The sequence below is a fragment of the Populibacterium corticicola genome (assembly GCF_042683685.1).
GTDB lineage: Bacteria > Actinomycetota > Actinomycetes > Actinomycetales > Cellulomonadaceae > Timonella > Timonella corticicola.
The window spans coordinates 42,722-56,903 of sequence record NZ_JBHUOP010000005.1 but is presented as its reverse complement, the minus strand read 5'-3'; the positions used below and the strand labels follow the sequence as shown (position 1 = coordinate 56,903).

The following is a 14,182-nucleotide window of genomic DNA, read 5'->3' as shown; positions in this document are numbered from 1 at the left end:
TGCGCGCAGTAGGCTTACAGAGTGAGTGACGCCCCGTTTTCCGCCAATTGCCTGACCACGCCCACACCGTATTCGTTGGAGGCAGTCAAGTCGATTCTGGCGAGTGCAGGGCATGTGGTCATCCACACCTCCGGGTCCACGGGCGCGCCCAAGGCCGTGTTGTTGTCGGCCTCCGCCCTGATGGCGTCGGCTGCCTCTGCGGATCGCGCACTGGATGGCCCTGGGCAGTGGCTGCTCGCGCTACCCACGGATCACATTGCAGGCGTGAACGTGCTGGCACGTTCCGTCTTGGCTGGCACGCACCCGGTCACGTTGGACCGTTCGGTTCCGTTTTCTGCGTCGGGTTTCTTATTGGCGACGAGTCGGCTCGTTCACCCCACCCGTTACGTTTCGCTTGTCCCGACCCAGCTGCACAGGTTGATCTCACCTGAAACTTTTGTGCGTGACTCTCGTACCTCGGGTGCGGTGCAGGATGAGGCTCTCAATGCGCTACAGGGTTACGCGGCCGTGCTTGTGGGCGGGGCCGCTATTCCCGCTCCCCTACTGGATCGTGCGCGGGTGGCTGGGATCAACATCGTCACCACCTACGGTATGAGCGAGACCGCAGGCGGCTGCGTCTACAACGGCAGCCCACTCGACATCGCCCAGGTCCACATTGATTCAGCCGACCGGATCTGGCTGAGTGGACCGATGCTCGCTGACGGCTACATCTCGGACACCGAGCTTGAGAACCTGCCGGCTTTTCCCTCCTCGAACTTACCCTGCACCACCGCCCATGTCCTGCGCGAGGACCCTGCCTTCATCACCGATGAATCCGGCGTACGTTGGCATCGCACAAACGACCTCGGGCACCTCGACCCAGCAAGCGGAACCCTGACCATTCTTGGCCGCGCCGATGACGTCATCTTGTCTGGCGGACTCAACATCGTCCCGTCCCGCATCGAATCCGCTCTCACCGATCGATACGGAATCGGCCAGGCCTGCGTTGTCGGTGTACCCGACCCCCACTGGGGGCACAAGGTCGTTGCCGTGGTGACGCAAAGCGGCGCAGATCTCGCACCGCTTGACCAGATCAGAGGCGAACTGACCGCTACGCTTGGTAGGGGGTACGGTCCACGTGCTTTTCTCACCGTGGACCAACTGCCACTGACAGACTCGGGGAAACCGGATCGTCGCCAAGTAGAACGCATCGCGCAAGCGATGACCGCCAACCAACCCGCACGCAGTCTTAGGAAGTGAACCATGGCCACCGCCCGCGAATGGATTGCCGGTGCGCGCCCGCGCACCCTACCCGCTGCCGCCGCACCCGTGCTGGTGGGAAGCGGCGCCGCCGCACAGATTGACGGCTTCGCGTTCCTTCCCGCGCTGTTGTGCCTGCTGCTCGCACTCGCACTGCAAATCGGCGTGAATTACGCGAACGACTACTCTGACGGGGTCAAGGGAACCGACGTGGACCGCGTGGGTCCGGTACGGCTCACCGCCGCACGGCTTGCTTCGCCCGGTGCCGTCAAGGCTGCTGCACTCGGCTCACTCGGGATCGGCGCACTCATTGGACTCATACTCGTGATCCTCACCGGACACTGGTGGCTCATCGCAGTAGGCGTGGCCTGCCTGTTCGCCGCATGGTTCTACACCGGCGGCAAGAAACCCTACGGCTACTCCGGGCTCGGAGAGGTCGGCGTATTCGTATTCTTCGGACTCGTCGCCACCATGGGAACCACCTACCTTCAGGCCGGACGGGTCTCCTGGCCGTCATTCCTGGGAGCCGTCGCAATCGGCCTCATCGCCTGCGCCATCCTCATGGCCAACAACATCCGCGACATCCCCACGGACCAGATGTCCGGCAAACGCACTCTCGCCGTACGAGTCGGAGACTTCCGAGCCCGCCGCCTCTACCTCGCCATGATCTGGCTGCCCTTCCCGCTCACCCTCATCTGCACATTCTTCAACCCGTGGGCGTTGTTCGCATTCCTCATGCTCTTTCCGGCCGTCATGCTCTCACTCCCAATGCTCGCTGGCGCTCGCGGGAAACTTCTCGTTCCCGTGCTGGCCGGAACAGGAATGTACGAACTCGGTTTCGGAGTACTCCTCGGTGCGGGGTTGGCCCTCTAGCCTGAATGTGTTCTTTCGCTTGATGCGTGAGTTTCGCGGGTCCCCCAATGGACGGTAGCGAACGGTTACCAGAACCAACATGGTGGTTCCCCGGGATCAACCACCATTAAAAAATGACCCCATTCACAGAAAATCACCATACGAGTTGTCCTGTTCGCATGCGGGACGCACGTATCGGTTAGAGATTGTCCTCGAAGTCCGCGTCCTCAGCCGCCAGACGCTCAAGCGCCGAGTCCTTGCGTTCCTTACGGGAAGCCAACCGGGAGGTCAGTTCGTCGCGTTCCCTGCCAAGCAGCAGATACGACAGGAGCATGCCAAGCAGGATCGCAAGAACCCACAGCAGTGCGCCCTGGGCGCCAGCCAACTTCAAGCCGAACGCACAGACCAAGATGAACGCGATTCTCAAAACTGAGTACTTCAGGAATGTCACATCTTAAGGTTAGACCGTTAACCTTAGAAGATGCCTAGATTCTTACTCGGATTGTTTGTGTTTGCGCTCGCAGTGTACGCGGTCTCCGATGTGATCGCGTCCACTGACCAGCGGCGGAACAATACACCGAAGTTCATGTGGATCATCATCACACTGTTCATCCCCATAGTTGGTCCGCTGATCTGGATCGTGTTCTCCAACATGACCCGCAACGTCAGACCGCAGTCAAACATCCCACCCGCACAGTACTCTCGCCGTGCCAAGCCAATGAACGGCGGCCCAACTGCGCCCGACGATGACCCCGATTTCCTGTGGAAGCTCGCAGCCGAGCAGCGCCGCAAGGAAGCTGAGCGCAAGGCCCGCACAGAAGAGGACACATCCAAGGATGAAGACTCCGAGGACGAATCCGACGGGGACTCCTCCAAGCGCTAGTCGCGCATGCCGCCGACCTGTGGGTTTCGTCGCCAATCTGTGCGAGGTAGAAGCACAGCCCGACAAGAAAACCCACAGACCGCTAGCGGGCGAACTCGTTTCTACAGCCCTCGCCCAGTCCAATCCAAGGCCTTCAACTGTGGTTCTTGAAGGAGTGCTTCTGCGAGCGCACCGTCGCAGCCTATGACTGTGTATGCGGTATCGGGGGTCGATGCAATCACCCATGACCTGTCTGTCGCCCACAGGTAACTGACCTCGAGGAAGAGAAACGGGTCCCAGTGTTTCTCAACCGCGCTAAAAAGACACTCGTTCAGTTCATCCTGGAGAAGAAGGTACGCCAAGCGTCCAGATACCCACGTCATTTCAGGGGTATCTATGCGCGCGATGCCCTCAGGTCTCAAGTATCCAGCGTAGAACGCAACACAACACTGCTCTTTCGGCCCTAGAACCTTCAGCAATACCTGTTCGAAGGCCTCGGTTTGCTCTTCGGAGAGCGGGACATCATTGGCGTTGGGCGCTCGAAACGGAAGAACGGGGTCGTCAACAACGTACGTTCCCGGATGCAGGATGACAACGACCCGCGGAAAACCTTGCGGAATGTCGCGGTCATAATCCTGCGCCATCGCGCGAAACCACGTTTCGTTTGCCTGGCTAATCCGCGTAAACATATATTTAGGCTACTCCCGAGCGCACCGTTCCGTGATGGTGGTTGTTCGATGCCCAGGAATGAGTGATCACACGGATACGTGATGCTCCCACCGAGCGTGTGGTGGAAGCATCACGTAAAGATCAGTCCGCGAAAGTTTTGCTCACTCTTCGCAAACACTTCCGTGGGGCACCAACTCCACCCCTAGGATAGGTTCGAAGACGCGTTCTGTCTCCTCCCCAACCTTACGATGAGTGATTTCGACCCCATCGGCTTTACCCTCAGCGAGAGGATCTGTGAGTTGGACAGTCGCTACTATTGACGCTGCCATACCCGCCGGAACTTCGACAGGAAGATCAGGAAAGACCGGCCGCTCTTCCACTGCATGGCCTTCGTATGGCGCAGTCGCACCGTGAACCACCACACCGAAAGACTCCAACTGCAGGTTCTCTGGGTTGGCCAAGGTGACGTCTTCAATTGCGATGTCAACGGATTCAACGGCCATAACCAGTGTCGTTTCAAACAATCGTTTGTCATCCGAACCTGCAACCAGACATGAAACGCCCTCAAATCCTGCGTTTTCCAGGATTGTTTCCCCTTGGCTCGAGCAAGCCGAGGCCGCCCCCACCACCAGTAACAGCAAGCCAGCATGCTTCACAATCTGACAAAAATGCGTTGCGAGTGGAGGCCCACACAGATTCGGCTCTATTCGGATCATTGGCACTTCCTCAGTAAGAGGGTAGCGGCCTGCGCCTCACACCCTTGTTTCGCCGCGAAGTCACCGTTGACGTCGGCATCTGAATCCAAACACACCATTTCGAGAAGCACAAGAGAGGTCTATCCGGCGCGTTGGGGATGTTGCCGGTCTGTGGGTTTCGTCGCCAATCTGTGCGAGGTAGAAGCACAGCCCGACAAGAAAACCCACAGACCGCTAGCGCATAGGTTGAACGCTGTTTCACTGTGATTGCGTTGCAAAGCGCCTGAGGCTGTGGCGAATCTTTGGCTGCATGGCAAAAAGCTGCAGTGTGCGTCCGTTCAAGATGCACACTGCAACTTTTTGCATTGACTCTGCCCGCTGACTGACTGACCCCGAGAGTTACCCAGCGTAGGAGTGCAGTCCGCTGAACACGTAGTTCACAACCGTGAAGTTCATGAGCACACAGATGTATCCGACGACCACGAACCAGGCGGCACGGCGTCCGGCCCAGCCACGGGTTGTCCGCGCATGTAGGTAGGCGGCGTAGACCACCCAGATCACGAACGACCAGGTTTCCTTCGGGTCCCATCCCCACGCGCGACCCCACGCCTCGTCAGCCCAGATCGCACCGCCGATGATGGTGAAGGTCCACATGACGAAGCCCCACGCGTTGATGCGGAAGGACAGGGCCTCAAGTTTGTCCGGCGTGGGAAGCACATCGAGCCAGCCCCAGTTCAGTTTGCCGTCGTTCTTGGCGCCTCGAAGCAACTGCAGGACAGACACCACGAAGGCCACGGTCAGCACACCGGTGGCCCCCACTGCAACGCCCACGTGGATGACCAGCCAGTATCGCTGCAAGGCGGGCTGTACGGCATCCGCCTGAAGGTGGAACGCCTGCAATGCGACCATCAGGAAGGTCACGACAAGGAAGGTCACGAAGACACCGACGTAACGGATCTCCTTGAACAGTTGAACGCCAAGGAACACCACGACCGCTGCGAGCGTACCGGTGATGGTGAATTCGTACATGTTTGCCCAGGGAACCCGGCCAGCCGCGATGCCGCGGGTGATCACTGCCGCGAAGTGCAGGAACAGGCCAACCCAGGTGGTTGCCATTGCGATGCCGAGTGCCTTGCTCCTACGGCCAACGTAGGTGATGTGCGGGTCGGTTTCACCGGCTAGAGCCACTCCTCCAGTTTTGGACGCTCTGACTGCCTCGTTCACGGCGCTTGCGGTCGCAGGAGCAGCGGCAGTCCCAGCTTCAAGTTTTTCGCGTCGGCGCAGGCCCACAGCATCCGACACCTTCGCGAGGTCGAACGCAAAGCACACCATAGCGATCGTATAGGCCGTGACGGTGGCCCACACGAAGTAGTCGCTCAGTTCTGCAACGTTTGTCATGTCATTCCTTTGTGGGCGGCTGTTTTCCCCAACCCAAGGGAGGTTCAGCCTATGCGGGCGACCGGTTCCCCGGCCAGGTGGTGTCTGAACAAAATCTTACAGTTCGCGTCGCGCGAGTCTTAGGGCTTCGCGTTCCGCTTCGGATAGAGGTTTAGCGGGCTCCAATACCCGAGCCACGCCGTCAACCTCTCCCTGCAATCCGGAGTCGTCTCCGCGGGCCAGACCAGCGAGCGCCACGTGCACGGTTCCGTCCGGCTGTTCGACTGCACGGACCCAGACACGGCGGCGTGGGGTAAACAGGGACAGTGAAATTCCGATAAGCGCGGCAACTGAAGAGACGAGCAACCAGATCAAGGTCGGGTCGTAGCGCAGGTCAAATGCGGCAAAGCGCGGGATGTCCGAGAACTCGATCGTACCCAACCCATCCGGAAGCTCCACGGTCTGCCCCAGAGCGAGCAGGATGGGGTCTGGATTCTCCTGCGTGGCGGTCACCTTGGTCATGTTCTCGGTGGCGAGCCGGTACACGTTTTGCGGGATACCGTCGTCCAGACCGAGGTCGCCTCGGTAGAGGTCCAGCACGAGTACGGGGTTGAGCGCTTCGGGATAGATGGACCGCATTCCTCCATCGGTGAGGTCCGCGGTGGGCAGCAGATAGCCAACGAATCCCAGTTGTTCGCCGGTCGAGACATCGGGAACCTTGATGACGCCCTTGGAGGTGTATTGAGCGTCTTCTGAGAGGAACGGCACGGCCCCAGAGAATGCGACTTCGCCTGCGGCGTCGCGTACGGTCACGGTTGGCGCGTGCCCGTTGCCCATCAGATAGACCTTCGCCCCGCCAAGGTCGAGCGGATAGTTGACCTTGATGGTCTCTTGGCGGGACTTACCGTCTGGCGTTTCCACGCTCATGTGGGCGGTGAAGTCCTCGGCGGCGGAGTCGGAGGCCCGGAACTTGGATTCGAAGCTGTCGAGTGTGATGATCCAGGGTTCCATCGAGTCTTCCGAGAACCAGGCTCCGTGCTCGAACGTGTTGTAGGCGACCTGCGCGTTGGCGAATCCACGTCCTTCGATCAGAATCGCCTGGCCGCGGTATTCGAGGAGTTGTCCGGTTCCAAACGAGACGAGGATACCCACAAGCGAGAGGTGGAACAGCAGGTTACCGGTCTCCTTGAGGTAGCCGCGTTCGGCGGAGACGGTCCAGGTGGTTTCCTTTTCCTGTGTGACGGAGGTACGGAACCGTGGCAGGAATCTCAGGCGTCCGCGCAGGTGGCGTTGCGCGGTGAGGGCCGCGGCCTGCGCTGCTCCCCCATCTTCACCGGTCGACACACCCGAGTCGGTCTGTTCAGGTGCCAAAACAACATTGGCCTTAGCCGGGAACCGGTTGAACACGCGCGGAGTCTTAGGTGGCGCCGAACGCAGGGCCTTGTAGTGCACCTTGGTGCGCGGCAGGATGCAGCCGATCAGCGAGATGAACAGCAGCAGGTACACGGCCGCGAACCACGGCGAGGCGTATACGTTGAAGAAGCTCCACTTGTCCAGCAAGGGTCCGAGGGTCGGGTTGTCCGCGATGTACTGGTTCACCCCGGCAAGATCGTGGGCACGCTGCGGGAACAGCGATCCCGGCAGCGCCGCAACTGCCAGCAGCATGAGCAGCATGAGCGCCACACGCATCGAGGTCAGTTGCCGCCACAGGAAACGCATCCACCCCACGAATCCGAGTTGCGGGCCGCCTGCGGTCCGCTTCGGCTTTGTCTCAGTGTCGTCTACAGCGTGGTCGCCGCCGGTTACGAACGCATCCTCGATGCCTTCCGGCCGATAGGTTGCACCGGTGGTTTCCTGATTGTCGACGAGTCGATCCGATTCGTTGTCGCCTCTAGACCCAGCGTTGTTGCGTGTTGTCATTTACACCACCGTGCTCGTGTAGCCGATCCAGATGGACATCTTGTTTGACAGTGCCGTCCACCAGCCTGCTGCCATCGCGATTCCGAGGATGAGGAGCATCCCACCGCCGATCCGCATGATGGTGAGGCGGTGCTTGCGCATGAACCCGAGCGCTTTCTTGGAGCGTTCGAGTCCGACGGCGATGATGAGGAAGGGCAGCCCAAGCCCCAGCGAGTACGCAACGGCGAGAATCGCTCCGCGCGTGGCCGAGCCTTCCGTCAGTGCCAGCGAGTTGATTGCCACGAGCGTGGGGCCAAGGCATGGTGTCCAGCCAAGCCCGAACACGAAGCCCAGGATCGGAGCGCCGAGCAGTCCCGAGTTGGGGACATAGTGCAGTTTGGCCTCGTTGCGTAGCGCGGGAATAGCGCCCATGAAGGCAAGACCCATGACCGCGACGAGCACCCCCAACACCCGGGTGACCGTGTCGCTCCACTGGGCGAGTGCCACACCGAGCGCGCCTGTCGCCACACCGGCCACAACGAAAACGAAGGTGAACCCGGCAATAAACAGGGTCATCCCCACAAAGATGCGGCCACGCCCCGCAGACCAGATCCGACGCACACGTGAGGTGCGTCCGGAAGCCGCCGAATCGTCGGCAATCTGTGTGGAAGGCGCCCGCTGGGTGCCAGCCTGCGAGCCGGCTAAACCGCCAAGGAAGCCAACATACCCGGGGACAAGTGGAACAACACAGGGAGAGGCAAAGGACACAAGACCTGCGATCAACGCAACGGGAATTGCGAGCGCCATCGATCCGGAGAATGCCGTCTGCGCAAAGGAGTCACCGATTCCGGTGGCGAGCGGCGCCCCTGCCGTGAGGACAGGCAGTGAAGTCACGAGTCATCGCCTTCGGCGAGGACTTCATCGATCAGAGCGTTGAGTGTGGACTTCTCAATCTGCCCCAGTACGCGTGCGGCAACCCGGCCCTCTTGATCCAGAACGACCGTGGTGGGTACCGCCTTGATGGGGACAACGCCAGCAAGGGTCGCAATCGCCTTGCCGTTGCGGTCGTCGATGCTCGGCCAGGTGATCCCGAATTCACGCTCGAACGCCTGGGCTGCGCCCGCGTCGTCTGTGCGGTTGATGCCGATCAGGTGTACACCGTCGTCGGCTCGATCTGTGGCCACGTCCAGAAGATCCTGCGCCTCAGCACGGCACGGCGGGCAGGCAGCATACCAGGTGTTGAGCACGACAACGTCGCCAGCAAAGACGGACGTATCCACGGCGTTGCCGTCGTAGTCCGTCCCGGTCAGCACAACCGATTCACCGCGTTCGTCCACGTCCCACGTGCGCAGCGAACCGTCACCGGACTGGTAACCCTGGTCCACCACGACCTCGCCGTTTCCCGAGTCCTGTGGGCCGCACGCGGCAAGCACGAGCACAGCGCCCGCAGCACACAGGGCTGCGAGGGCGCGACGGGAACGGGGAAGGGACGAGGACAAACGACTCACAACGCTAACTTTGACGTAATCGACTGGATAAAACCTGAAAATGTCAGGCTCCTGCCACCTTGGAGGCGTTCGGATATAGGTCTGCAACCGGTTCAGTGTACTTGACCTCGACAAGGGTGTCTTCGTCGAAGGTGAGAGAGGTCAGGGATGCAAGGTTGCACTCACGCTTACGTGGGTCGTGCCACAGTCGCTTGCCCTCGTAGGCGGAGCGGGCGATCCAGATGGGTAGTTGGTGGCTGACCAGAAGCGCTTCGTGTCCCCGTGCCAGTTCGCGAGCCGAGTCCACGGCTGCGTGCACTCGGGCAACCTGCTCCTTATATGGTTCGCCCCACGATGGACGAAATGGGTTGATGAGATGCGGCCAGTGCTCCGGGTGGCGTAGCGAGCCGTCACCCACGCCGAAGGTCTTACCCTCAAAGTAGTTGGCTGCCTCGATCAGGCGCTCATCCGTACCGAGTTCAAGATTGAATGCCTTGGCACTTGGCGTTGCGGTCTCCTGTGCTCGCTGCAGCGGCGAGGCGATGACGGTGACGATATCCCGCTTTTCCGCAACAAGGTGTTCGGCAACTCGGCGCGCCATCTCGTTTCCGAGGTCAGAGAGTCGGTATCCGGGGAGGCGTCCGTACAGGATCTTGTCTGGGTTGAAGACTTCGCCGTGACGCATAAGGTGGACAGTAGTAAGGGCCATGGCTCTAGTCTGTCAAAGAATCGCGGTTGTTGGGGCACAGGTCCGAGTGATGGGGACCACCACACGAATTTAGTTGAATCTTCAACTAGCACTTGCACGACCTCGCAGAAGGGTTTAGGCTAGTTACGAGCAATACTTGAAGCGTCAAGCAATTGAGCGCGCCACCCCTGAGCAAAGGAACCAACATGACTCTCCCAGCAGGTCTCGAAGCAGGCACCTACAACGCAGACCCAACCCACTCGACCGCGGCGTTCACCGTACGCCACGCAGGAATCTCCAAGGTCCGTGGAACCGTTCCAGTGACCTCGGCAGTCATCACCATCGGTGACTCCCTTGAGTCCTCCTCCGTCACCGCTGAACTCGACGCACGCGGCGTGAACACCGGAAACGCAGACCGCGACGGACACCTCCAGTCGGCAGACTTCTTCAACGTCGAGGCCAACCCAACCTGGACCTTTGCATCCACCTCGGTTGCTGGAACCCCTGAGGAGTTCACCGTGACCGGCGACCTCACCATCAACGGCGTCACCAAGTCCGTTGAACTTGAGGTCGAATTCACCGGAACCGCCGTTGACCCATTCGGCAACAAGCGCGCGGCATTCGAGGGCAAGATCGAGTTCTCCCGCAAGGAGTTCGGTCTGACCTGGAACGCTGCCCTCGAAGCCGGTGGCGTCCTTGTCTCCGACAAGGTCAAGGTTGACCTCGAGATCTCCGCAATCGCTGCGTGATGAATCCTCCCTTCGGTCATCGCATACGATGACTTGAGGCTTGAGAGTAAAGAACCCTCGTCCACGTACTGTGGACGAGGGTTCTTTCATGTCGCGGTCACCCTGCCTAAACTCAAGACGACAGGTTGTAGCCCTTTGAACGCATGAACTCGAGCAACTCTTGGCAGTGTTGGGGTCCCTTGGTCTCGACCTGCATGGTGACCTCAACCTCATCGATTGCGAGATCAACACCAGTACGCACGTGATCAACATGCATGATGTTCGCCTGCTGGGACGCAAGATCAAAGAGCATCTGTGCAAGCGCACCCGGCCTGTCAATCAGCCGCACCTTCATCACGAGGAAGCGTCCGGCAGCCACCAGGCCGTGCCGCACCACACGCAACAAAATGTTCGGGTCGATGTTTCCGCCGGACAGCAGCGACACCACGGGGCCGTCGAACTGGCCGGGCTTGGCGATCAACGCCGCCACCCCTGTCACACCGGCCGGTTCCACCACGAGTTTCGCACGCTCCGCCATGAAAACAAGCGCCCGCGAGATGTCCTCTTCCGACACGTTCACGATGCGGGTGTTGTGACGCGCAATGATGTCGAACGGCACATCTCCGGGAGTGCTCACAGCGATTCCGTCCGCCATGGTTGATTGGGCGGGGAAGGTGACGGGATGTCCAGCCTGGAGCGAGTACGTGTACGCCGAAGCCCGTGTGGCCTGCACACCAACGACCTCCACCTGCGGGGCGATGGCTGCGAAAGCAGCCACGAGTCCAGCCACGAGTCCGCCACCTCCAACAGGTGCAAGAACCGTACGCACGTCAGGCACCTGCTCAAGGATCTCCAGTGCCACGGTCGCCTGGCCCACGATCACGTCGGGGTGATTGAACGGGTGGATGAACGTTGCACCCGTGCGGTCGGCCTCCGCTTGGGCCTCAGCGAGGCTTTCATCCACATTCGTGCCGTACAGGCGCACTTCGGCCCCATATTCTCGGGTTGCCGCGATTTTCGGCAATGCTGCACCAGCTGGCATGTACACGACCGCTGGGATGCCGAGCGCCGCGGCCGCGAGCGCCACCCCCTGCGCGTGATTACCTGCGGATGCAGCAATCACGCCACGTGATTTTTCCTCGTCACTGAGGCGCGCCATGCGCACGTAGGCACCACGCACTTTGAACGATCCGGAGCGTTGAAGATTCTCGCACTTGAGGTAGGTTTTGGTGCCGGTGAAGGCTTCGAGCGCCCGCGATGACTCGATCGGTGTCACCCGTGCGATCCTGTCAAGAAGCTTGGCGGCTTCCTGAATGGATTCGAGCGTGACCGATGAGGTGTGCGGAGAGATCGTCATGGAGACTTCCTGGATGAGTGCTGGGCGGACAATTACTGGCCGCGTGGTTCGCCGTTGGGGTCGGCGGGGTCTGTGGATGAAGTTGACGACGAGTTGGAAGAAGTGGCGCTTGCGTCCACAGCCCCGGAAGCGCCCGTTTCGTAGGGATTCGTGAGCCCGTTGGTGCCATAGGGACTAGCGTGCGTAGCTGGTCCATCGGGTTTACTCTGGAAACGCGCCATAATTCTATCGAGGATTTCAGTGCCTTTGTCCTCGCTCTGTGGCACCTCGTCCCAGCGTCCATCGGAGACGTACTTTGCTGCGGAGACCACCATGTAGGCGGGACTACCAGAGGGCTTGATGGCGATGTGGTCGTCAAATCCGAGTTCAGGAAACTTATCGTGTCCTCGGTAGTACAGGATGATCGTGTTCAATGTGGCGACTAGCGGCACGGCAAACAGCGCACCGACAATCCCGGCGAGAACGGTTCCCGCAGTCACGGAGAGCAGTACGGCCACTGGGTGTACGGAGACCGCGCGCCCCATGAGCAGTGGTTGGAGTATGTGTCCTTCGATCTGCTGGACAAACAGCACGATGCCGAGCATGATGAGCGCATAGATCCATCCCTTGGCAACCAGCGCAACGAGTACGGCCACAGCGCCGGTTAGAATCGCACCGACAAACGGGATAAACGAGCCAAGGAATACCAGCGCGGCCATGGGCACGACGAGCGGCAAACCTAGAACTGCGGCGCCAAGGCCGATGCCAACGGCATCAATAAACGCGACGAGGATTTGAGTGCGCACATACGACGAAAGGGTGACGAGTCCGCGCCGGCCTGCTTGATGTGTGCGCTCTCGGACGTGCCGCGGCAGCAATCCTACGAGCCAAGTCCAGATCTGTCGTCCGTCCATGAGAAAGAAGATAGTGCAGAAGAACGCGATGAGCGTTCCCGCAAAGATGTGCGTAACGGTGCTGGTCACCGACAACGCCCCGTCGAGAACCGTGCCCACATACTGCTGGAAATTCCGGGTCAGTTCGCTCCAGTAACTCTCGACCGAGTGAAGGTCCAGGTTGAGTGGGGCTCCTTGCGCCCAGGTGAGTAGTTCGTTGAAACCCTTCATCGCCTGTGTTGACAGTTGCGAGATACCCGCCGCGATCTGTGATCCAGCCGCAGTCAAAAGCCCGGCAAGCGCCGCGATCAGCACAACGATTGACGTCACTGCACTGAGTGCACGAGGAACCTTGAGTTTCGTCACGAAGAAACTGTGCATCGGTTGCAGGAGCACAGTGAGCAGCAGTGCCACCGCAACCGGGATAACGATGGTTTTAAGCGCTCCAACACCCCAGATGGTGAGGGCAGCGACTGCCACGACCACCAGGATCCGCCATCCCCACGACGCGGCGGCAACAAGCACCGGGGAGACGTAGGGTTTTTCATCTCGGGTTTTCGCGGATACTGCTTCTTTGAGTACCGGCGAGGCTACACGTACCGTGGGTTCGTTCGTGTTCTCGGCACCGGGAGTCTGAGACATACTTACCTTTCGTTATGGTGGAACAAGCAGTCCGGAACATTTTCTCGCGCCAACTGGTTGTAACCTGTTGCCTATTTTTCCACCGACGCGACCGTTTTCGCGTCATTCCGAGGGGGTATTTGTGTTTGAGGCTCTTTTTGGTTCATCGCTGAAAACAACGATGGTTTCGCCTGAGCGAGCACTGTCTGGGCGTGGTGAGTCGATTCCCGTTCCCTCTCGGCACGAGGTGCTGGATGCGCCGCTCGTAGGCCTTGAGGATGATCCTGCGCTGCGCACGATTTATCTGGGACTGGGATGTTTCTGGGGTGCGGAGAAGGAATTCTGGCGTACCGACGGGGTCGTGTCGACTGCGGTTGGGTATCAGGGCGGCTACACGCCCAATCCCACGTATGAAGAGGTGTGCTCCGGGTTGACCGGCCACACCGAGATCGTGAAGGTCACCTACGATCCTGCCCAGATTAGCGACCGCGAGATTCTGCGGAAGTTCTGGGAGTCACACGACCCGACGCAGGGGTTCCGCCAGGGAAATGACGTGGGAACGCAGTATCGTTCGGCGCTCTACTTCACGACCCCTGAGCAATCGCGACTAGCCCGTGAGACGTTGGAGTCGTTCCAGCAGGCACTCGAGTCGAAGGGATTTGGTCGGATTACCACCGAGATTCGGCGCGCTGATGGCGAGGCTCCGCAAGCTGCCGGCCCGTTCTATTATGCGGAGGCCTACCATCAGCAATACCTGTACAAGAATCCGAACGGTTATTGCCCAGTTCATTCGACCGGAGTTGCGTGCGACTGACGAGGGGCATTGGGCGGCGGGG

The 14,182-nt window shown here is 60.0% G+C and carries 15 protein-coding genes; 5 read left to right on the top strand and 10 right to left on the bottom strand.

Translation table 11 applies throughout. The features are described 5' to 3' along the window. The first annotated feature begins 21 nt into the window (after nucleotides 1-21). Nucleotides 22-1,239, top strand: coding sequence for an AMP-binding protein (locus ACFSYH_RS12120; RefSeq protein WP_377467245.1), 1,218 nt, complete (start codon nucleotides 22-24; stop codon nucleotides 1,237-1,239). A gap of 3 nt (nucleotides 1,240-1,242) precedes the next feature. Further along, nucleotides 1,243-2,112, top strand: coding sequence for a 1,4-dihydroxy-2-naphthoate polyprenyltransferase (locus ACFSYH_RS12115; protein ID WP_377467244.1), 870 nt, complete (start codon nucleotides 1,243-1,245; stop codon nucleotides 2,110-2,112). 178 nt (nucleotides 2,113-2,290) lie between these two features. Here the strand turns inward: ACFSYH_RS12115 and ACFSYH_RS12110 are convergent, their stop codons facing one another. After that, nucleotides 2,291-2,542: a DUF4229 domain-containing protein gene (locus ACFSYH_RS12110; RefSeq protein ID WP_377467243.1), complete on the bottom strand. Its 252-nt coding sequence runs from the start codon at nucleotides 2,540-2,542 to the stop codon at nucleotides 2,291-2,293. Between the two features lie 30 nt (nucleotides 2,543-2,572). Between ACFSYH_RS12110 and ACFSYH_RS12105 the strand changes: the two genes are divergently transcribed. Continuing rightward, on the top strand, nucleotides 2,573-2,974 hold the full coding sequence (locus ACFSYH_RS12105) for a PLD nuclease N-terminal domain-containing protein (RefSeq protein ID WP_377467242.1): 402 nt from the start codon (nucleotides 2,573-2,575) through the stop codon (nucleotides 2,972-2,974). 101 nt (nucleotides 2,975-3,075) lie between these two features. Here ACFSYH_RS12105 and ACFSYH_RS12100 read toward each other — a convergent pair whose 3' ends face one another. The 7 genes from ACFSYH_RS12100 to ACFSYH_RS12070 all read right to left on the bottom strand — a co-directional run bounded on the left by ACFSYH_RS12100 (nucleotide 3,076) and on the right by ACFSYH_RS12070 (nucleotide 9,789). Then, nucleotides 3,076-3,642: a hypothetical protein gene (locus ACFSYH_RS12100; protein ID WP_377467241.1), complete on the bottom strand. Its 567-nt coding sequence runs from the start codon at nucleotides 3,640-3,642 to the stop codon at nucleotides 3,076-3,078. Between the two features lie 141 nt (nucleotides 3,643-3,783). Then, entirely contained in the window at nucleotides 3,784-4,338 is a 555-nt protein-coding gene (locus tag ACFSYH_RS12095) for a hypothetical protein (protein WP_377467240.1), read from the bottom strand. Between the two features lie 378 nt (nucleotides 4,339-4,716). After that, entirely contained in the window at nucleotides 4,717-5,715 is a 999-nt protein-coding gene (ccsB, locus tag ACFSYH_RS12090) for a c-type cytochrome biogenesis protein CcsB (RefSeq protein ID WP_377467239.1), read from the bottom strand. Between the two features lie 96 nt (nucleotides 5,716-5,811). Further along, the gene (gene resB, locus ACFSYH_RS12085) at nucleotides 5,812-7,614 is read right to left on the bottom strand and encodes a cytochrome c biogenesis protein ResB (protein WP_377467238.1); all 1,803 of its coding nucleotides are present in this window, start codon (nucleotides 7,612-7,614) and stop codon (nucleotides 5,812-5,814) included. Beyond that, nucleotides 7,615-8,487 (bottom strand): cytochrome c biogenesis CcdA family protein, encoded by an 873-nt coding sequence (locus tag ACFSYH_RS12080; protein ID WP_377467237.1) that lies wholly within the window; start codon nucleotides 8,485-8,487, stop codon nucleotides 7,615-7,617. Further along, complete coding sequence (locus ACFSYH_RS12075) at nucleotides 8,484-9,101, bottom strand: TlpA family protein disulfide reductase (RefSeq protein ID WP_377467236.1); 618 nt, start codon at nucleotides 9,099-9,101, stop codon at nucleotides 8,484-8,486. Before ACFSYH_RS12075 ends, ACFSYH_RS12080 begins: the two co-directional genes overlap by 4 nt. A gap of 43 nt (nucleotides 9,102-9,144) precedes the next feature. Beyond that, a complete protein-coding gene (locus tag ACFSYH_RS12070) occupies nucleotides 9,145-9,789 on the bottom strand; it encodes a histidine phosphatase family protein (RefSeq protein ID WP_377467235.1) in 645 nt (214 codons plus the stop codon). 185 nt (nucleotides 9,790-9,974) lie between these two features. Between ACFSYH_RS12070 and ACFSYH_RS12065 the strand changes: the two genes are divergently transcribed. After that, nucleotides 9,975-10,517, top strand: coding sequence for a YceI family protein (locus tag ACFSYH_RS12065; RefSeq protein WP_377467234.1), 543 nt, complete (start codon nucleotides 9,975-9,977; stop codon nucleotides 10,515-10,517). Nucleotides 10,518-10,629: 112 nt separating this feature from the next. Here the strand turns inward: ACFSYH_RS12065 and ilvA are convergent, their stop codons facing one another. After that, complete coding sequence (gene ilvA / locus ACFSYH_RS12060; protein ID WP_377467233.1) at nucleotides 10,630-11,853, bottom strand: threonine ammonia-lyase; 1,224 nt, start codon at nucleotides 11,851-11,853, stop codon at nucleotides 10,630-10,632. Between the two features lie 32 nt (nucleotides 11,854-11,885). Next, on the bottom strand, nucleotides 11,886-13,367 hold the full coding sequence (locus ACFSYH_RS12055) for an AI-2E family transporter (protein WP_377467232.1): 1,482 nt from the start codon (nucleotides 13,365-13,367) through the stop codon (nucleotides 11,886-11,888). A gap of 121 nt (nucleotides 13,368-13,488) precedes the next feature. Here ACFSYH_RS12055 and msrA point away from each other — a divergent pair, with 121 nt between their 5' ends. Next, nucleotides 13,489-14,160: a peptide-methionine (S)-S-oxide reductase MsrA gene (gene msrA, locus ACFSYH_RS12050; protein ID WP_377467231.1), complete on the top strand. Its 672-nt coding sequence runs from the start codon at nucleotides 13,489-13,491 to the stop codon at nucleotides 14,158-14,160. The last annotated feature ends 22 nt before the right edge of the window (nucleotides 14,161-14,182 follow it).